This is a genomic window from Paeniclostridium hominis (genome assembly GCF_014306135.1).
GTDB classification, from domain to species: Bacteria; Bacillota; Clostridia; order Peptostreptococcales; family Peptostreptococcaceae; genus Paraclostridium; species Paraclostridium hominis.
This window is the reverse complement of the sequence record NZ_JACRWD010000001.1, coordinates 1,279,341-1,298,351: the sequence shown is the minus strand read 5'-3', so window position 1 is coordinate 1,298,351 and position 19,011 is coordinate 1,279,341. Positions and strand designations below refer to the sequence as shown.

Sequence of the window (19,011 nt, the reverse complement as noted above, 5' to 3'; positions counted from 1 at the left end):
ATTTTCATAAGTTTTATTGAATTGACTACATTTTGACGACTTAGCTTTTTATGCTAGGTCGTTTTTTCGTTAATTATAGCACACTTTCAATTACATCAACAGTATTTTTATCTAACTTTTCGCTACTAGTGACATAATTTTGCAGTGTAGTTGTAACGTTACTATGTCTCATTCTATTTTGAATAGCTTTAATTGGGATATTATTATCTAGCATTAATTGAGCGTGACAATGTCTGAATGCATGTGGATTTGCATGTATGTTAAGGTCTATGGATATTCGCTCAACTATATAGCTCAAATTTATAAAAGTCATAGGTCTATACTCTGTATTTATACAAACAAAATTATGATTTAATTTCTTACAATCTATAAAATGTTTGTATGAAAGCAATTCATTGAATAAAGTTTCTGTCATCAATATATCAGCTACGGATGATGCAGTTTTACATTCAACTAACTCTATTTTACCTTTAGCATATAATGCTTGATGTCTAACCTTAATAATTCTATTTTCAAAGTCGATGTTTTCCCATTGTAAACCTAAACACTCACCACGTCTTAAACCAGTGTGTAAAAATATAAGGTAAGCAATGTAAAAATTAAAATAATAATTTTCTTTTAAATAAATCAATACTTTTTTTGCGTCATCTAATGATATTCTATTAATCTTAGGATCTTTAAATTTATACTTTATTTTTACATACTTAGATGGGTTATCTTTTAAGAATTCATAAGGATAAACACTCATATCTAAACTTAACTTTAATACTTTAAAAATAGACTCTAATGTTTTTTTAGATAAACCTTTATCAAATAATGAATCAAGGAAACTCTGTATTATAGCTGGAGTTAATTGATTAAGATAATAGCTACCTAGAAAAGGGCTAATATGGTTTTTGATGAAATTACGATAAGTATGTTGGGTGTTATATCTGCATGATTTGCAAACATAATTATCATACCAATATTGTAAATATTCATCTACGCTTATTTTATTTTCAGATATTACTCTTCCAGAAGTTTCAAAATCTGATATAGCTTGAATTAGTGCCAATTCGCATTCTTTTTTTGTTTTAAATCCCGATTTACTTTTACGTTTACGCTTTACTTTACCATTTTTATCAACTGTTCTACCAATTTCAAATGAGTATTCATAGTAATTACCTCTTTTTCTTACACTTCCTTTCATTTTATTTCATCACCTCACACATTAATATAGCACATACATTTATTTCAATTCAATAAGTATAATTTGGAGGATTTTAGATATTTATATAGAATTAAGTATTAAACTACATATATAGAAAGGAGATTTCATGAAATTAGATACAAAGCAGAAAGTACTAGTAGCAATATATACGGAGTATCAAAAAGATATTCCCAATATGAGCAACAATATTAAAGCTAAAGAACTAGGCATAGACGGAGAGGTCTTTGTAATAGCTTTAGACAAACTCATGAATGAAGGCTTAATTACTGGAGTATATTTTAATAAAGTTAATAATAAGATTTTAGCTACATGTATGGATGAACTAATGATGACTAGAGATGGCATTGAATATGTAGAAACTAAATTAGGTATAGAAAAAACATTAAGTGGAACAGAAAAAGTTCAAGAAATGGCTAAAAAAAGTGTTAACTGGGGATGGCATGAATTTAAGGATATAACGGTTAAAGTTTTATCTGAAATGGGAAAGCATGGAATAGATAAAGCTATGGGTAATTAGAATTAATGCTATAAAATCAGGGGGATTGCTATGAGTAAAGGAAACCAAGTAGATATGATAGAAATAACGTATAAAGACGGTAAAAAGATAAAAATACATGATATATCTTGTGAAAACTTTGATAAAGCGAAACAATGGGTAGAAGACTTTAATAAAGGATTGAAAGTAGAAGATTTAGTTGTAGACAATAAAGATAATACATTTTTAAGACAAAGTGAGATAGAATTAGCAATATTTAATAAGGCTCAAGCTAGGATATTTTGGTAATGTGCAAGTATATGAATTAACTTAAAGCCTATTATATGTAGAGAAGGGTGCTGTATTTCAAAGCCCCTTTTTTATTTTTTTATGATGAATAACAAAAAGTGAGATTTTATTTCCTATTATAATTATGAATGCAAGTAAAACATGCACAAAATCCTTAGGTTAGAGGCATATATAGTGAAGGGGTATAAAAGTATAATACGATAAAAATAACCACGATATATCGCAATTATAAGGTATATATATTGTAAGGGTAGCCAATTAAGGCTATATTTTTTTATGCGTAAAAATTGTCGATATTTGTTTTATGAAAGTTAGTAGAAACGTATTGAATTAAATTACGACTCGTAATATAATGTGATTAAGAGGTGAAGATAGTGAAAGAAAAAAGAGACTTAAATATTATGTTTGCAAAATCTGGATCTGGAGGAAAAACAACTAGATTAACTCTACCAATGAAATGGATTAAATCAATGGACATAACAGAAGATGAAAGATCAGTAGAAGTCATATATGATGACGAAGATAAGTCGATAATCATCAAGAAAAAGTAAAGTCTATCCCTACTCGAAAGGGTAGGGAAATCACACCTCAATAAAACACTAAAAAATAAAAAAGGCACTACTCCAAAAAGGATATAGCACCTATACTCGCAATATAGATTATATCCCTTTGAGAGAAGAGTGTCAAATAAAAACAAGGGGAGAAATGAATATGAAAAACTTATTAACAGAAATGAAAAACAAATTAACTAATGTAGAAGGTGCGAAGGCTTTCTATAATTTATTAGATGAATTACAATTAGATAATTACACAGAAATAACAAAATTTAGTGATGAAAATATCTATTATACAGTAGCTAGATTTGTATTAGATGACTCTATAGAAATATTACTACAATACGAACCGAATTTTTATGACTATGACGATAAAGATTTGGAATGGATACCAAATTTAATAATAAATGACTATAAAAAAGAAGTAGCATAAATACATGAAAATTTGGAATTATTTGTACAGATGAGGAGAGACATAAAATGAATGAGATAAATACTTTTGGTATTTTATTAAAAAAGATGGAAGAAAATTTTGTATCTAATTTACCTGGAGATTATCAATTTGTAAAAATCTTCAAGGAATTAGAAAAATATAAAGAAATTGCATGGGCAGAAAAGATATTAAGTGTAGAATATGAATCAATAGAAAATAAATGGGCTTATTGGATAGTAGGTAAGTTTAAAATAATATTTATAGAACATAACAATAGACATATAAGAATGTATGACGTGGTATTGCAATATGAGTATGATGGGTTTGATATACCAACTAAGCCAACTTTGGTTGTAAGTGATATAACGGATCAATATAAAAAAGAATTAGACGAAAAGATTAATCACTACGATGGGGACTTTGATATATAAATCATTAAAACATTGAAATTTCAACATTCGCCAGAGATGAGCGGAAATATATAAATGAAACTCAGTTATATGATTTTATGTTGGAGATATCGTAAAAAGTGCAACTTTTTTTCCTATTATAATTATGAAGGTACACTCATCCAGGGTATCTCAATGTAAAGATTGTAATTAATAAAAAAATTCGAAAAAAATAACCACGATATATCGCAGTTATAGGGTATATAGAATAGAACGGTAGACCAAAAACAGTTACGAAATCCTTCGATTATAAGGTATATATATTGTAAGGGGTTACAATTAGGACGGATACCCCTAAATTGAGGGGTAATATATTAAAAATTTGGAGGTAAAAGGGAATATGGAACAAATTAAAATTAGAGAAGTTTATCAGAAAAAAGGAAAATTTGAATTAAAGACAGATGTAAATGTTGATGGAACTATTACACTAGGTAGAAGTATGTTCTTAGATATTTTTGAGATTTATATGAAGGATAAGTTAAATAAAGAAGATTACAAAATAGGAGAACAAATAAATGAGATTATAAAGGTACATTTACCTAGCGAAGATAAAGAGGCGGAAGATATATTAAATAAAGGAATAGAATTTGATAACAAACATTATTTATATCTAGTTACTTCAGCAGGCTTAATGAAGAAATCAGATATGGAACTTAAAACTGAGTGTGAATGTTTCTTCATAGAAGATACGTATAAAGATTTTAGAAGTATATTTGAAAGGGTAATATCTTTAGATAAATTAGAAAAGTTAAAAGATAAAAAGCCTATAGCTATAAATAAAGATATCTTATCAAGGATTAGTTTAAGCTTATCTTCGGGGGATAAGGTTTATTTACCAGACATGAAAGTATGTGTATTACCAGAAATGGAATATGAGTTCTTCAACAACTATTTACAATTACCTTCTAAGAAAGAAAAAAATAAGAATGGTAAAAAGATAGATGTATTAGATATAGAAAAAATTACAGCAACATATGAGTCAGGAGATAAAAATTCAATATTAGAAAAGTTTACAATAGAAGATCAAAAAGAAGATCCTATAACACACGTAGCTTTAGATGGTGCAGGTTTTATAAGTCCAGAATACATGGAGATTGTAAAAGAACAATTAAATGACAAGTATAAAGCTAAAATAGATTATGATTTAAGCTGGGTAGGTATTAGAACATCTATGGCTACAAAAGGATTACTTATAAAATTTGACTTTAAAAAATACTTAAAAGAAGAACATGGATTAGAAAATTTAATAGTTAAAGATTTTTGGAACAATGAAGTAGACTTAATGAAAATGGATTGTATAATGAATGCTAGTCAATGCAAATTTGCTAAATTATATGATAGTTATGAAGAATATAAAGGCTTAGTTGAAAGTCTAGGAAGAGGTAGATTAGGAGAATACGGAATTAAAGAAATATTCGAGAGTTTATACATAATTAAATACAATAAAAAACAAGCTAAACATTCTACGGAGACAAACTATCAAATTTTATCAAATATCGCAATCTCTCCTGATGAACTTGATAAAATAGCAGATGAGCATGAGCAAGTATTTAAGAATGCATTAATAGAAACAGATAATGATATAAGTGCAGCAGCTAGAAGACTTATATTAGGTGATGTAGTAGATGAAGATAAGGATGAATTAAGTGCTAGTACAAAAGCACATAAGATATTACAACATGATGATAGCATGAATGAATTAGCATCAACTTTTAACCTTGTAAAGAACTTAGTAAACAAAAAAGTTAATACTCTTGCTGGAGGATCAATAGCACTAGAAGGTAACTATAAAACTATAATGAAAGATCCAATATCTTATATAGACAGTTTAGTTGCATTAAAAGATAATCCTGAAAACTACCTATATAAGAAAGTTAAGAATGAAGATGGAATAGAAGTAGAAAAGTTAAAAGGAATTAAAGGGAAGATATCTAAAAATGGACTACAACCTAATACAAATTACTGTCCAGGAGAGTTAGGAAATAGGACTTTATGTCGTTGTCCGTTAGCAACTGCAACTGAAGTGATTGCAACAAAATTTGTGAAAAATAAAATGTTAGATAAATACTTTGGAGACCTTGCTAATGATATACTTTTTTATGCATTTGACGATACGATGATGAGACAATCAGGAGCAGATGAGGATTTAGATATAACAATTTCATTATCATCACCTATTATATATAACAGTGTAATAGAAGACATAGATGAAAATGGAGTTAAATGGGTATTTAGGAACTCAATAGATGGTGGAACAGATGAGCAAATATACAATAATGAGAACTTATATAAAGCTATAGTAGCAGGTAGAGGAAATAAAATAGGACAAATTTCAAACATATCTGCCATATTATCTGGAGTTAGAATGCAGAAACAATTACCTGATTTAAAATTAAAAAGTGGAGAGTTAATATCTGAATTTGATTTAAGAAAAAGAATTAATGATAAGTATAATAAGTTACATCAAGCTATAGAAGCTGATAAAACTTTAGATGAAATTGATAAAGCTAATGAGCTAAAGAAATTAAATGAGAATAGAAATATGGAAATAGCTATAGTTCTTGCTAATGCCGAAAAAATGAATGAGAAATATACAGATGAAGATCATAAACAGAATATAATAAATAATTTTCAAGCTAATAAAGTAGATATGTATATAGTTTTACAAATTTCAATGTTAGCTATAGATTCACCTAAAACTGGATTATCTATTGATAAAGAAGAAAAATTTATGAAAGAATACATAGCTAAAAAAGATGGAGTAAGAGAACTAAAACCTTTATATATCTACCATGCAAAATATAAACAAGCTGATAAATCTGTGAAATATAATCAAGTTGAATATACAGACAGTCTTTTAAATAACTTTTGTAGAAGAATTATGACAACATATGGATTTAAGGCTAGAGAGGCTTTAAGCAAGGACTATAAAGATAAAAAAATAATAGGCTTATTAAGAAAAATTAAGGGAGAAGTTAATGATGAAGTTAAAGAAAAAATAGAAAAAATAAATAATGATTATCATGATAAATTAGATAATGCAGAAATTGAATTTAAAGGAATGAAAATTAAAATTAATGAAGTAATAAAAGACTTTAGAGAAGAAAGAAAGATTGAAAAATATAAAACTGATGAATCGTATGCATTTGATATAGAAGATAAATTAAAGATATTATATGATTTAAGAAGACCTGTTTACGATAGAATATTACTTGAAACTGATGACTTAATTAAAGAAGTGATACTAGATAAATATCCAACTAAGGTAGTATTAAAGGCATTAGGAGAAGCAAAAGGGAATAAAAAGTATCGTGGGAATTATGTAAATATCAAGTCTACTTTTATAACGAATCATTTCTTTGATCTATTAGATGAATATATGACTGAAAAATTTGATAGTAAACATGCATTTATAGAGGATGAAAATGGTAATTATAGACATCTATTTAAAAACTACTCTAAAAAGGAAGATATAGAGCTTAAAAAAGAGAAGTTAGGCGAAAAACAAATGAATAGAATAGGTGTTAAGAATGGAGATACAGTACCTCTTAAAACAGACCTTAAAATATTAAGTGAAGAGGATAAAAATAAGATAAATATTAATGAAATTAGAGTAGTTACATTTAAAGACGGTTATTTATTAGCTGAAAATGAGGATAAAATTCAAATTTCATTAGGTAAAGTATATGACAATAGTAATAAAGGTAAATACTATCCTGAAGAAAATAGAGACTTTAAAGTTAAGTCGGCCAATATATATCCTAATAGGAAAATGGATAAAGCAGGAATAGAGTTTCACTTGTGGTATTAAAACATATGAGGGTTAGGAATAATTTTCTTAACCTTCTATTATTCTCATAAGGTGCATCGTAACAAACATTGTTACTCGCACATAGGGATGACGAAGAAAGAATATTTACATAGTATTTAAATTTACATACTTATTGAATAACTATAGTTTTTAATATTTGAAGTTATATAACTGTTACGTAGATTTACATAAAAATTGAGTATTGAAGATTATATTTAATTAATAAGTATGCAAATAGTATTTTCAGGAGGTAAGGTATGAGAATATTTGATTTTAAACAAGCAGATTGGTTAATAAAAAATGGTTGTAGAGTGATAGGAGCAGGAAAAGGTAAAAAGGACGGACAAAAATACATATTATTTGATTCAGACGATTATTTTAAATCAATGTTTAAAAAATATAAAGAGAATTTATGTAAGAATAATTAATAAAGGTGGTACATATGGTTATGGAAAAATTATGGTTATCGGAGGCAATGTTAAAGAAGGCGGAGAATGGTGAAAAATTAGAACGTGGGGTTTTAAATATAATAAACTCTCATGCAGGAAGTGGTAAAACTCAATTCATATACAAGGAGTTATTAAAAAACTCTAAAGAATATGTTTCAAATTTAAATTGGAATTATAGTTATAATTTAGATAAATGTATGATGGTATGTGATACATCAACTCTAGTAGACTCTAATTTATTAGATGAAGAAAATAAAGGTAGAGTTAAGATATTAAAAGCTGGGGAATTAAGTAAGTCTAAAAAAAATTATGGATTTGAAAAAATAATAAAAAATAATGGTGAGTGTGGCAAAATGCTTGTTATTACATATCACACACTTGGATTTTTATTAGAAAATAAAGATTGTGAAAATTTGATAAAAGATAACTTCCATTTAATAATATTTGATGAAATCCATAATTTGTTTTTATATGCTAATAAATATGATAATGATAAAAATGGATACAAGTATAGTAGAGTAATACAAAATATTAAGGAAATGATATCTAATAATATATTAATTATTGGACTAACAGCTACCCTAGTAAATACAGAGCATAAACTAGATATGAACGGTGTGAAGAGTAGAATAATATTTAATAAAGAAGATTTAGAAAAAATCATATGTTATGAAGAAGGTGAGAAGTTTTATATTAAATCTGCTTTTAACATAATTAAGGAGTATATTTTAAATAAAGATGAGATATTTGGAAAAGGTGAAAAATTACTGATATATACTAATAAAATAGATCAAGCTGATAAATATAAACAATTATTTATCAAATATGGAATTAAAGCAGAATGGCTATCTTCTAAAAATGCAACAGAAAAAGATAAAATTACATTAAGAATGAATGATTATCAAATTGAACTTAGAAAACAACTATTAGAAGGAAATGATAGAATAAAAAGAGGTATTTTACCTAAGAATATAGATGTTTTAATTATAAATGCTGCTTACGAAACGGGATGGAATTTATATGATGATAAAATTCAACATGTAGTAGTAGATGATATAAAAGATTATACTCAAATACAGGCTAGGAATAGAGTAAGACATGATATAAAAAAATTATATATTAAAGGGGTTTATGATATACAACCATTATGGACTGAATCTGATTTTTATAATAGATGTGAATATGTAGGTATATTAGGAAGATATAAACTTATAAATAATAAAGGATACAGTCCAAGGTATCGCATAGGTGAAAACACAGAGAATTATTTATACACTCCCAATCTCATAAGTAAAATTGATGAAAAGTACTTTAATATAAAATTAACAGATGAAATAAAGGATGAATTAGTTGAGAGATATGGAGTACAATATGTTGACATGAAAGATGAGCCTAAAATAAAAGATGTTATCAAAGACATAAATTCAAGATTAGAATATATAGTTCATAAAAATAAAAAAGGAACTTGGATATTTAAAACAAATGAAATTAAAGAATATATGATAAATAATAATATTGAAAAATATTCAGAAATTGTAGGCGAACAATACAGGAAAAACTTAAATAAAAAAAATAAAATAATTAAGAGAAAAGAAGATAAACCAAGTAAAAAACAAAAAGAAAGATCTGATTTAAAAGTTAAGTCTAAACAACTTAAAGAAGAAGGAAAAAGTATAAGAGAGATTGCTAATATTTTAGGTGTTAGCAAGTCTACAGTAGGAAGATGGCTAAAAGAATAGGTGTCCCATTTCTATAGGGGAAATTGGGGAAAAGCAGTATATCTATTATATAATTATTGAGTTTGCCCCCTTTTTTTAATAGAAATGGGACAGTATAAAAGTAATTAAAAGAATATATTTTCGCTAAGAACTTTGGTTTTTAAGTTCGTAGCGAGGGTGTAAACAGGTTTATCGTTTACGCCCAAAAGAATACAAGAGAACTCATAATAGGGTTCTTTTTTTATGTAAAAATTTAATTGAAAGAAGGTAAAATTATGAAAATAGATTTAATGGTTGCGCAAGAATATATAGCTAAATATAGAGATGAACTAACAAGAATAGAAAATGAAATTGATGAATTATGTCTTGATTATTACGAGGGCGAAGAGTTAAAAGACCAAAAGGTAGAAGAATTTATTTTATCTAAGATTAAAGAAGATGGAATTGAATTTGAGGAGGACAATGAATATGATGAATTTATTGACTTCTAAGGATTTAGATTGGTTTGAGTGTGAGATTAAAGAAACGAAAGTATACATATTAAGCTTTGATATAGATCATGATTTATATTTAGTAGAAAATAGAGTATTTAAGTGTAATAAAAGGTCAAATGAGTTAACTTTAGAATTTGAAAATGATGACTTAGATGAGCTATTAAATGAGATAGAAGATTATTGTAAGAATTCAGGAATTAAATCCTTCTGGAGTCCTGATGAGATGTGGAAAAATTACAAACTATCACCCAAACAAAAGGCTCTTAGTAAGAGTTGGGATGTGAAATTTAATAATTCTTGGGATTTTCATAAATATATGAGTAAATATATAGCTTATAAAGTATTAAATGAGATGTTATAGGCACTTCGCAACAAAGGTTGTTGCTTGTGCATAGGGATGGTGAGAAGACTATATTACTTTTGTATAGTTCTTTAACAAAATTTAATTTGACTATGTAGGCTAGGATGATGAGGATTATCTTAGCCTACCTCCAATTTTTATATGATTTGATAATTTAAAAATTCTTTTTACCTATGCTGGAGTGTGTAGAGGTGCATGCTTCAGCAACCTTTTGAATTATTAAATGATATAAAAATACATTTGCAGTATTAAAACATAATTCTTAAATAATAGAATTCATTTTAATCCTCCCCAATAAGCATGGCTTTTATGAGTCATGTTTTAATATTGCAAAATTTAATCATATGTACTCTCCTTAATGCAGTTTGTGTAGTTCTGCTTAAAAAATTACACACCAATCAAAAACGTGGGTTAGGCCACGAATAAATAACAAATAAAGGTAGGTAATAGGAATATGAAGAGAGATTTACAAGTACAAGGGACAAATAATGAAGAAATGAGAATAAGTACAAGAGAAATAGCTGATATGTTAAAAACAACACATGATATGGTACTTAGAAAGTTAGACGGTAGAAAAGATAGACGCGGAATAATAGCTATTTTAACTGACAACCAAATGGTCGTGAGTGATTATTTTATAGAAAGTACATATGTTGACGCAAGCGGAAAAACAAACAGAGAATACTTAGTATCTAAAATGGGATGTGACTTTTTAGCAAATAAGTTTCAAGGTGAAAAAGGAATGATATTTACAGCTAAGTATGTTAAAAAGTTTCATACTATGCAAAATACATTAAAAGAAGTAAGAGTAGAATCATATATGATAGAAGATCCAATTGCTAGAGCTCAGGCATGGATAAGAGAGCAGCAAGAAAAGAAGGAAGTAGAATTAAAGTTAATACACACTTCTAAAATATTAGATGAAGTAGTTAATAATAATATAACATTTGATGCTTTCAACAAGGAATTAAGTAAGATTATAAATACTATATCTAGACATGTAGGTACTGACTCAGGTTATATATACGGATCATTCTATTCTTTTATAAATAATAAGCTAGGTATAAACTTAACAACTAGACAGACACATAAGAAAAGAAAGTTGAATGAAGAATATTTTGCTAGAACAGGAAGATATTATAAAGACTCTACATTAAAGACTAAAGTATCTAAGTTAAGTTGTATAAAAGTGTCAGAGTATGAACAGGTATTAGAAGTTGCAAAATCATTTGCAGTTGATAATGGAGTAGATATAACAAATTATAATAAATTAACAATAAAAACAGCGTAAAATTCCTCCTTTAATTCTTTTAGGGATTATATATAGAGTTTAGGTACGGTCTCTTAAAAACTGTACCTCCAATTAAAGTGAAGGGGATAGTTTGAATATGAACTTAGAAAAAATAAAAGATAGTATAACTAGTTTCAGTGTCCAATTTAATCAAGCAGAAAAGGGTTTGAGTTATATAGCAATGTTAGATGAGAATGTTGTTAGCAACTATTTTAAATTATATGAGGGCATTGATTTAAATGATAAAGAGCTATTAGAAAATTTAGTAGTTGAAGACATTAAAACTAATTATTTAAGACAATTTATAAAAGAAAATTACAGTACATTATCAGTGCTTGGATTTATAAATGAAGATGAAAATAAGATAATGAAGGAGTTAATATAAGATGAAAGATGTAGAAATAATAGGATGGAGTTCAAATGTAGAGGCAATAATATTTTATCCTCAAAATAGTAAAACATGGCATACATATGTTATGGATAGTTTCACGATTAAAAAGTCAAATATAACAGAAATAAATAATCACGATATTGTTGAATTACATATGAATTATAAGTTAGGTAGCCCTAAATTATCGAAACTTAATAAAAGACTAGTCAATTATGATAATGGATATATGGAAATTATAGTAAGGAATAGAGTATATAAGATTAATGACTTTTATTTCAAACAGGAACTGGAAGGTAGTATAGTGTTTGAAGTTTGTGGTTTAATAAGTAAAGAAGATAGAGATTATAATAAGTATCCATCTCGTAAAAAAAGTAATGAAGATATTAAGATAGAAAAGTTGAATGTAGAATTAAACAAGAAGGACAATAAGAATAAAGGAATCAAGATTAAACGCATAACTAAATCTGAACAAATACTTAGAGAGTTAGACTTTGGAAGAGGCATGACTACAGACATATTAATAGACAGAATAAAAGAGTTAGATAAAATTATTCCTGGTAGATATGAAGGATACTTAGTAAATAAAGGTAAAGAAGAAATGTTTTATTCAGATATATTTGTAGAAAATTTATTAAGGAAAGAGTTTAATAAGTATTTAGATGATGGAAAGGTTGTGATATAAATGTTAAATATACCTGGCCAAAATCAAGAAGGAATGTTAAGTACACCTGTTAAAATAGTTTTAGATAGTGAGAGACTAATAGAAGATATGAGAAATCATATACTAAAAGAATTAGAAGAATATTTAAAGAACATAGATTTTAATAATTATATTAAGAGATAGTCGATTTTATTTTAGGCTATCTCTATTTTTATAGGAGGTAATTTTATGAAGAATGCATTTATTTTTAGAGGAGATATATACAGTTTCAAAAAGGCAGATATAGGAGTTTACATAGATGTATGTAAGTATTTAGATATTAACATAGTAGAACTACATAGAAGACTCAATGATGCAGACTTAGAGGCTATGTTAACTGTCATATATTACAGTTTAAGCAATAGTAAAGAGTTAACAATAGAAGACTTAAAGAGTATGAGTCTAGAAGAGTATGAACTTGTATCTCAAATGTTTAGTGAGGTTCAAAAGTAATGTCAGACTTGGTTAAGTGTCAATATTGTATGAAGATACATGATAGAGAGTATGAGTGCAATGCAAAGAGTAAACATAAGAGAATCAAAAGAATAAATAGATATAACGATGAGAGATACAAAGTATATAATGATTGCTACAATACAAGGCAATGGAAGAGAGTAAGGGAAGAAGTATTAAAGGACAATAACTATATGTGTGAAGTGTGTAGAGAACTAGGCAAGTTGAACCATATAGACATACAAGTACATCACATAGATAAAGTGAAAAATAATAAAGAAAAAATGTATGATAAAGATAATTTAATTGTTGTATGTAGAGATCATCATAGAGAGATTGAAGGAATGAATGAAAATAAAATAGTTGAGTATGTAAATTTACTTAAAGCTAATTTAATTAAGGATTAGTTTTAAAAATTATAGTTTAGATTTAATTTAGCTATAAATATATGTGAAACTGATAAAGATTAATAATTGCTATAAGGGGGAGTGTCCAAACTCATTAAAAACGTGGGAAACGAACAGACGGAAGGGGTTTTCTTTACACAAAATGCAATTTTGAGCTTTTCGTAACCCCCATAAAAAGTAAGGGTAGATTTTGTCTACTCTATTTTAGTATGTAAAAATATAAGCGAGGTGAAATAGATGGCAATGCCAAGTAAACCAGTAGAATTACTAGGTCGAGGATATTCAAAAGAAGAAATTGAAAATAGAAAATTAGCAGAACAAACTTTACAAGGTAATTCTGATAAAGTTAATATACCACCTAGATGGTTATGTAAGGACGGAAAAAAAGAATATAAGAAACTAGTTAAGGAACTTGAAAATGCTAAGATACTTACTAATGTTGATATAGGTGTTGTTGCTACGGTAGCCGACGCTTATGTTAAAATGGCTCAAGCCAATAAAATTATACAAGAAGAAGGATTGATAATTACAAAGTTATCTGATAGGGGTAGTGAAAGTTTAATAGAGCATCCAGCTACAAAAATATACAAGCAGTATAATTCTATATATAAGCAATTCTTATCAGAGATAGGATTATCACCTGCATCAAGGGCTAAATTAAGTATTATCAATGTTGAAAAGGAGAAAGAAAAGAAAAATCCTGTACTTCAAGCTTTAAAAAAGAGAAGTGATACATAATGTATGATTCATATAAAGATTTAAAGTCTTATAAATGGGCTTTAGATGTAATTGAAGGTAGGTTTTTAGCAAATAAATATGTAAAACTAGAGTGTAAAAGATATATTGATAGATTAGAAAATCCTCCAGAGGGTTATTTTTTTGACTTAAATGAGATAGAAATATTACATAGTTTACTTCAAAATATAAACTTTGGAACAGGAGAAGGCGTACAAGGAAAGCCATTTTATGATCATTTAGCAGGATTTCAATTCTTTATACTAGATAATATATGGGGATTTGTAGATTATGAAGGAATAAGAATGATTCAAGATGTTACATTGTTAATGGGTAGAAAGTCAGCTAAATCAGTGTTGAGTGCTTTATTAGAAATATTAATACTGCTTACAGCAGATAAATTCTCACAACATGCATTAGGGGGGTTAACTAGAAATATATCAGCATTAATTAAAGAAGATATTAAGAAAATTATTAAAAATAGTCCTTATATTAAACCTTTATTTAAAATACAAAGAGATAGTATAACTTGTTTGCATAATGAAGCAATACTTAAAAACTTATCTGGTGAAGCAAATAATGAACAAGGATTATTATTATCGAGTTATGTTATGGATGAGGTTGGAAATCAAAAAACACATGATCTAATATCAGCATTAAAATTATCTCAGATGTCAACTAGACAAAGATTGAGTATAAATATATCTACAGGATATCCTTATGAAATTAATGTTATGAGGGATCTGTGTGATTTACATAAAAAGAATTTAGATGGACTATTAGAAGATGAAGGTATGTTTTCACTAATGTTTGAGCTTGATGAGGAAGATATAAAAACTGGTGAATGGCTAGATAATCATAAATTATGGATTAAAGCATCTCCACTTCAAATGACACTAGAAAAAGGTATTAAATTCTTAGAAGGTGAGTTTAAAAAGGCATTAGAATTACCTGGGGCTATGTCAGAGTTTAAGAATAGAATACTGAATATGTGGGTTAATTCCAATATTGGACATTCATATATTAGTGTTGATGATATAAAGACATGTAAAATAGATGGATATAACTGGAAAGATAAAGATGTAATAGTTGGATTAGATTTAAGTTTAAGTTTTGACAACACATCCGTAGTAGTTATGACTAAAGATAAAGATGATTTTATATCTCAGAGCTGGTGTTTTATACCTAAGAATAAGATAGAAGAGAAGTGTAAAGTAGAAAAGGTTGACTATAGAAGATTTATAGAAAAAGAGAATTGTTTTGGCTGTGGAGAAAATAAAATAAGTTATGGATTTGTAGAAAATTTTATATTTCAGTTGGAAGAAAATTTAGGTTGCAATATTAAATATATAGCTTACGATAAACACAATGCTCCATCATCAGTAGATAAGTTTAAAGAGGCAGGATATAAATGTGTTGAAATTGAACAAAGTTTTTTAACGTTACATAAACCTACAAAATTAATGAAAGAATCAGTCGCAGATGGATTATTTAAATTTGTTGATAATGATTTATTTGTGCTTAATGTTAGTAATGCTAAAGAAGTTTGGAATCCTAGTGGAAGTTTATCAATGATTAGTAAAAGGAATAGCCAATTTAAGATAGATATGTTGGCGGCTACATTAAATTGTTTTGCTATTATAGATGAACTAAATACTAAAAAAGCAGATTATTCAGTGTTCATAGGATAGAAGGAGGTGAAATATTGGGATTACTTAGAGATTTAATAAGTGGTAAGAAAGATAAAGTAGAGACAGATATGAGTTCTGATATTAGTAAAACAGGGTTTGATGGATATTCTGATACTAAAGAAGATATTGCTCTGAAGATAAGTGCATTAAATAATGGATTATCCTTAATATCTGAGACATTAGCTAGTTTACCTATATACAAATATCATAGGCTAGAAGATGGATCAAAAGTAAGGGTAAGTGATGATAAATTGCACTATCTACTAAATGTTGCTTGTAATCAAAGTACATCGTCATTTAATATGAAAGATACTTTTTTAAGACAAGCTATATTAGAGGGTAATGGATATTTATATATTCAAAGAAAAGGAAACAGTATATCGAGTTTGCATTTAGTTGAAGATGTTCAGCCAAAAAAGTATATGACTGAAGATGGTTTATCTTGTACATATGAGTTTAAATTAGGGGATAGGGAAATGACTTGCAATAACTACGAAATGATAAACTTAGCTAGATACAGTAAAAATGGGATAGAAGGTAAGGGAATACTTGAACATGGTTCAGATGTGTTAGGAATAGCAAATTCATTAAATCAATACCAGGGCGCAACTCTTGAAAATGGTGCATTTATAAAAGGGATGATGAAAGTGCCTTCTGAAATGAATGCTGATGATAAACGTAACTTAACTTCTAAAATGAGAGAGTTTTTTGCTGGAAAATCTAATGGTACAGTTATGGTTTTAAATAAAGATATAGATTTTATGCCAATTTCATTAAGCCCTAGCGATATTGAGGCATTAAAATCAAGTGAATTTAGTGTTGATGAAATAGCAAGATTATTAAAAGTCCCTCCTGATATGTTAAAAGGCACAGCTAATAGAAGTGAGCAAAGTGATTTATATTTTTTAAAGTATTGTTTATTAGCATACATTAGACAAGTAGAAGAGGTATTTAATCATTATTTACTGCTTGAAAGTGAGAAAAATGGTGAGTATTTTTTTGAATTTAATATAGATAATTTGTTAAGAACTGATAAATCTACTGAAATGAAATATTATAAAGATGGTGTTGAAGGTGGCATATTTACTATAAACGAGGCTAGAAATAAGTTAAATAAGAAATCAATTAAAGGTGCAGATACATTACTACTATCTAAGTTCAATATGATTATTGATGAAAATGGTGAGAAATGGAATACTCAATCAGTTACAAAATTAAATGATATTAAGAAAGAGGTGATAGAGGAATATGAATAAACTCGAATTTAGAAATGATTTTGACATAGAACTTAGGGCAATTGATAACACTGAAAATAAGATGATTATAGAAGGTATAGTTAATGTTGTAGGTCAAAAAAGTAAAGTTATTTGGGGTGAATTTCAGGAAATAATAGCAAAAGGAACATTTGAAAAAGCTATAAATAGAAGTATAGAAAATAACAAAGATATATTTTTATTATTCAATCATAACTCAAACAACTTAATGGCTAGTATGAAGTCTAAAACATTACAACTTGAAGAACGAGAAGAAGGTTTATGGATGAGAGCAGAACTACCAGCAACTCAACTCAATAAAGATTGTTATGAATTAATAAAATCTAAAATATTAAGAGAGTTTAGTTTTGGATTCTGGGGAGTGGAAGACAATTGGACTTATGATGAAAAGGATATGAGAATAAGAACAATAACAGATTTAAATTTAGAAGAAATATCACTGGTTAGTGTTGGAGCTTATAATGATACTACTGTTCAAGCGCGAAGTATAGAATTAAGTAAAATACTACCTAAAAAAGAAGAAGTAAATATGGATTTTTACAAAGCTAAAGTAAAATTACATGAATTAAAATAATAAAGCACTCGAACTAGGGTGTTATTTTTATGCAAAAGAAATAATGGTAATAGTCGGTCGGGGCTATAAATTGAAAGGAATTTACTATGAAAATAAAACAATTACAAGAAAATAGAAATTTAATAGTAGAAGAAATGACTAATATGACTAAAGAAGAAAGAAGTTTTGATCTTAAATTATTTAAGGAAAAAGAAGCTGAAATTGAAAGAATAGATGAAGAAATACGAGCATTAGAAACTGTTGCTAAGCTAAATAAAGTTGAAACTAAAATAGAAGAAAGAAAGGGCGCTGATAAAGTGGAGTTAAGAAGTGAAATAAAAAACGGAAATGAAATAAAATTAGAAGAAAGAGCTAATGAGTATACTAAAGGAACAGATGGTAAAGTTATAAAAACTACATATGCAGATTCTATACTAAAGGGACTAGAGTATGTATCTCCATTATATTCTAAAGTGAGAAAGATTACTGTAAAAGGAGATCATGTTATTCCTGTTGCAAAAGGTAATTTAGGAGAATTCGTATTAACAGAAGAGCTAGGAGAATATGTTGCAAAGAAACAAAATTTTGAAACTGTAGATTTACATTCAGAAAAGATAACGAACTTAGTTATTGCATCAAATGAAATTTTAGAAGATAATGACTATGATTTAGAAGGATTTTTAAAGCAAGAGTTGACTGATTCGCTAGCTAGAAGTTTAGATAAATTAATAGTTAAAGGAAATTCAAAATTAAAAGGATTAGATGGTGTAAATGAATCTGAAGGAGCTCATAAGGTAGTTCAATCATCTAATGGAGTAATAAGCGCAGATGATATAGTGGATATATATCATGCATTACCATTGGCTTATAGAAAAGATGCATGTTGGATATTAAATGATCAAACTTGTAAAGCATTATCTAAATTAAAAGATTCTCAAGATAGACCTCTTTTAGTAAATTCATATGCAGATGTTCCTTTTGGAGAAACTTACAGATTACTAGGAAAACCTGTAATAGTTAACGATTATGTAGAAGGATTAAATGCTGGAGAAAATAAGAAAGCTATATTATTTGCAAATCTCAATAAGGCTATAGTTGTTGGTTTAAGAAAGAATTTAACTATACAAAAAGATACATCCGTTGGATTTTTAAATGATTCTACTGCTATAAAAGCTAATGCTAGATTAGATATAAAAAGATTATTAGGTGAAGCAGTGGCTTATTTAGAGTGTGTAAATTAAATTTGGGGTAGG

At 27.5% G+C, this 19,011-nt stretch carries 22 protein-coding genes; 21 read left to right on the top strand and 1 reads right to left on the bottom strand.

Annotated features, from left to right (window positions below; all coding sequences use genetic code 11):
* Window positions 1-73: 73 nt before the first annotated feature.
* Window positions 74-1,189, bottom strand: a complete 1,116-nt coding sequence (locus H8891_RS06230; protein ID WP_187005649.1) for a tyrosine-type recombinase/integrase — start codon at window positions 1,187-1,189, stop codon at window positions 74-76.
* A 127-nt stretch (window positions 1,190-1,316) separates the two neighbouring features.
* Between H8891_RS06230 and H8891_RS06225 the strand changes: the two genes are divergently transcribed.
* The 21 genes from H8891_RS06225 (at window position 1,317) to H8891_RS06125 (ending at window position 18,999) form a co-directional block, all read left to right on the top strand.
* On the top strand, window positions 1,317-1,727 hold the full coding sequence (locus H8891_RS06225; RefSeq protein WP_187005648.1) for a YjcQ family protein: 411 nt from the start codon (window positions 1,317-1,319) through the stop codon (window positions 1,725-1,727).
* A gap of 30 nt (window positions 1,728-1,757) precedes the next feature.
* A complete protein-coding gene (locus H8891_RS06220) occupies window positions 1,758-1,994 on the top strand; it encodes a hypothetical protein (protein ID WP_187005647.1) in 237 nt (78 codons plus the stop codon).
* A 374-nt stretch (window positions 1,995-2,368) separates the two neighbouring features.
* Complete coding sequence (locus H8891_RS06215) at window positions 2,369-2,545, top strand: AbrB/MazE/SpoVT family DNA-binding domain-containing protein (RefSeq protein ID WP_187005999.1); 177 nt, start codon at window positions 2,369-2,371, stop codon at window positions 2,543-2,545.
* A 160-nt stretch (window positions 2,546-2,705) separates the two neighbouring features.
* Window positions 2,706-2,981 (top strand): hypothetical protein, encoded by a 276-nt coding sequence (locus H8891_RS06210; protein ID WP_187005646.1) that lies wholly within the window; start codon window positions 2,706-2,708, stop codon window positions 2,979-2,981.
* Between the two features lie 47 nt (window positions 2,982-3,028).
* Window positions 3,029-3,412, top strand: a complete 384-nt coding sequence (locus H8891_RS06205) for a hypothetical protein (protein WP_187005645.1) — start codon at window positions 3,029-3,031, stop codon at window positions 3,410-3,412.
* 358 nt (window positions 3,413-3,770) lie between these two features.
* A complete protein-coding gene (locus H8891_RS06200; protein WP_187005644.1) occupies window positions 3,771-7,241 on the top strand; it encodes a hypothetical protein in 3,471 nt (1,156 codons plus the stop codon).
* A 257-nt stretch (window positions 7,242-7,498) separates the two neighbouring features.
* Window positions 7,499-7,669 (top strand): hypothetical protein, encoded by a 171-nt coding sequence (locus H8891_RS06195; protein ID WP_187005643.1) that lies wholly within the window; start codon window positions 7,499-7,501, stop codon window positions 7,667-7,669.
* 20 nt (window positions 7,670-7,689) lie between these two features.
* Window positions 7,690-9,429 carry a DEAD/DEAH box helicase family protein gene (locus H8891_RS06190; RefSeq protein WP_187005642.1) on the top strand — a complete coding sequence of 580 codons (1,740 nt, stop codon included), beginning with the start codon at window positions 7,690-7,692 and terminating at the stop codon, window positions 9,427-9,429.
* Window positions 9,430-9,683: 254 nt separating this feature from the next.
* Window positions 9,684-9,899 (top strand): hypothetical protein, encoded by a 216-nt coding sequence (locus H8891_RS06185; protein WP_187005641.1) that lies wholly within the window; start codon window positions 9,684-9,686, stop codon window positions 9,897-9,899.
* Window positions 9,877-10,263: a hypothetical protein gene (locus H8891_RS06180; RefSeq protein WP_187005640.1), complete on the top strand. Its 387-nt coding sequence runs from the start codon at window positions 9,877-9,879 to the stop codon at window positions 10,261-10,263. Before H8891_RS06185 ends, H8891_RS06180 begins: the two co-directional genes overlap by 23 nt.
* 454 nt (window positions 10,264-10,717) lie before the next feature.
* Window positions 10,718-11,554, top strand: a complete 837-nt coding sequence (locus tag H8891_RS06175; RefSeq protein WP_207723562.1) for a Rha family transcriptional regulator — start codon at window positions 10,718-10,720, stop codon at window positions 11,552-11,554.
* A gap of 97 nt (window positions 11,555-11,651) precedes the next feature.
* Window positions 11,652-11,939: a hypothetical protein gene (locus H8891_RS06170; protein ID WP_187005639.1), complete on the top strand. Its 288-nt coding sequence runs from the start codon at window positions 11,652-11,654 to the stop codon at window positions 11,937-11,939.
* Window position 11,940: 1 nt separating this feature from the next.
* Window positions 11,941-12,627 carry a hypothetical protein gene (locus H8891_RS06165; protein WP_187005638.1) on the top strand — a complete coding sequence of 229 codons (687 nt, stop codon included), beginning with the start codon at window positions 11,941-11,943 and terminating at the stop codon, window positions 12,625-12,627.
* Window positions 12,628-12,789, top strand: a complete 162-nt coding sequence (locus H8891_RS06160; protein ID WP_187005637.1) for a hypothetical protein — start codon at window positions 12,628-12,630, stop codon at window positions 12,787-12,789. It begins immediately after the preceding gene.
* A gap of 45 nt (window positions 12,790-12,834) precedes the next feature.
* Complete coding sequence (locus H8891_RS06155) at window positions 12,835-13,098, top strand: hypothetical protein (protein WP_187005636.1); 264 nt, start codon at window positions 12,835-12,837, stop codon at window positions 13,096-13,098.
* Complete coding sequence (locus tag H8891_RS06150; protein ID WP_187005635.1) at window positions 13,098-13,505, top strand: HNH endonuclease; 408 nt, start codon at window positions 13,098-13,100, stop codon at window positions 13,503-13,505. The genes H8891_RS06155 and H8891_RS06150 overlap by 1 nt, the downstream gene beginning before the upstream one ends.
* 237 nt (window positions 13,506-13,742) lie before the next feature.
* Window positions 13,743-14,243 carry a phage terminase small subunit P27 family gene (locus tag H8891_RS06145; protein ID WP_187005634.1) on the top strand — a complete coding sequence of 167 codons (501 nt, stop codon included), beginning with the start codon at window positions 13,743-13,745 and terminating at the stop codon, window positions 14,241-14,243.
* Complete coding sequence (locus tag H8891_RS06140) at window positions 14,243-15,931, top strand: terminase TerL endonuclease subunit (protein WP_187005633.1); 1,689 nt, start codon at window positions 14,243-14,245, stop codon at window positions 15,929-15,931. Before H8891_RS06145 ends, H8891_RS06140 begins: the two co-directional genes overlap by 1 nt.
* 14 nt (window positions 15,932-15,945) lie before the next feature.
* Window positions 15,946-17,187 carry a phage portal protein gene (locus H8891_RS06135; RefSeq protein ID WP_187005632.1) on the top strand — a complete coding sequence of 414 codons (1,242 nt, stop codon included), beginning with the start codon at window positions 15,946-15,948 and terminating at the stop codon, window positions 17,185-17,187.
* Window positions 17,180-17,779, top strand: coding sequence for an HK97 family phage prohead protease (locus H8891_RS06130; protein ID WP_187005631.1), 600 nt, complete (start codon window positions 17,180-17,182; stop codon window positions 17,777-17,779). The genes H8891_RS06135 and H8891_RS06130 overlap by 8 nt, the downstream gene beginning before the upstream one ends.
* A gap of 86 nt (window positions 17,780-17,865) precedes the next feature.
* Window positions 17,866-18,999 carry a phage major capsid protein gene (locus H8891_RS06125; RefSeq protein ID WP_187005630.1) on the top strand — a complete coding sequence of 378 codons (1,134 nt, stop codon included), beginning with the start codon at window positions 17,866-17,868 and terminating at the stop codon, window positions 18,997-18,999.
* Window positions 19,000-19,011 lie beyond the last annotated feature (12 nt).

Coding starts and splice junctions, on each gene's coding strand:
- H8891_RS06230 (WP_187005649.1), bottom strand. CDS start 1,189: ATGAAAGGAAGTGTAAGAAAAAGAGGTAATTACTATGAATACTCATTT.
- H8891_RS06225 (WP_187005648.1), top strand. CDS start 1,317: ATGAAATTAGATACAAAGCAGAAAGTACTAGTAGCAATATATACGGAG.
- H8891_RS06220 (WP_187005647.1), top strand. CDS start 1,758: ATGAGTAAAGGAAACCAAGTAGATATGATAGAAATAACGTATAAAGAC.
- H8891_RS06210 (WP_187005646.1), top strand. CDS start 2,706: ATGAAAAACTTATTAACAGAAATGAAAAACAAATTAACTAATGTAGAA.
- H8891_RS06205 (WP_187005645.1), top strand. CDS start 3,029: ATGAATGAGATAAATACTTTTGGTATTTTATTAAAAAAGATGGAAGAA.
- H8891_RS06200 (WP_187005644.1), top strand. CDS start 3,771: ATGGAACAAATTAAAATTAGAGAAGTTTATCAGAAAAAAGGAAAATTT.
- H8891_RS06195 (WP_187005643.1), top strand. CDS start 7,499: ATGAGAATATTTGATTTTAAACAAGCAGATTGGTTAATAAAAAATGGT.
- H8891_RS06190 (WP_187005642.1), top strand. CDS start 7,690: ATGGAAAAATTATGGTTATCGGAGGCAATGTTAAAGAAGGCGGAGAAT.
- H8891_RS06185 (WP_187005641.1), top strand. CDS start 9,684: ATGAAAATAGATTTAATGGTTGCGCAAGAATATATAGCTAAATATAGA.
- H8891_RS06180 (WP_187005640.1), top strand. CDS start 9,877: ATGATGAATTTATTGACTTCTAAGGATTTAGATTGGTTTGAGTGTGAG.
- H8891_RS06175 (WP_207723562.1), top strand. CDS start 10,718: ATGAAGAGAGATTTACAAGTACAAGGGACAAATAATGAAGAAATGAGA.
- H8891_RS06170 (WP_187005639.1), top strand. CDS start 11,652: ATGAACTTAGAAAAAATAAAAGATAGTATAACTAGTTTCAGTGTCCAA.
- H8891_RS06165 (WP_187005638.1), top strand. CDS start 11,941: ATGAAAGATGTAGAAATAATAGGATGGAGTTCAAATGTAGAGGCAATA.
- H8891_RS06160 (WP_187005637.1), top strand. CDS start 12,628: ATGTTAAATATACCTGGCCAAAATCAAGAAGGAATGTTAAGTACACCT.
- H8891_RS06155 (WP_187005636.1), top strand. CDS start 12,835: ATGAAGAATGCATTTATTTTTAGAGGAGATATATACAGTTTCAAAAAG.
- H8891_RS06150 (WP_187005635.1), top strand. CDS start 13,098: ATGTCAGACTTGGTTAAGTGTCAATATTGTATGAAGATACATGATAGA.
- H8891_RS06145 (WP_187005634.1), top strand. CDS start 13,743: ATGGCAATGCCAAGTAAACCAGTAGAATTACTAGGTCGAGGATATTCA.
- H8891_RS06140 (WP_187005633.1), top strand. CDS start 14,243: ATGTATGATTCATATAAAGATTTAAAGTCTTATAAATGGGCTTTAGAT.
- H8891_RS06130 (WP_187005631.1), top strand. CDS start 17,180: ATGAATAAACTCGAATTTAGAAATGATTTTGACATAGAACTTAGGGCA.
- H8891_RS06125 (WP_187005630.1), top strand. CDS start 17,866: ATGAAAATAAAACAATTACAAGAAAATAGAAATTTAATAGTAGAAGAA.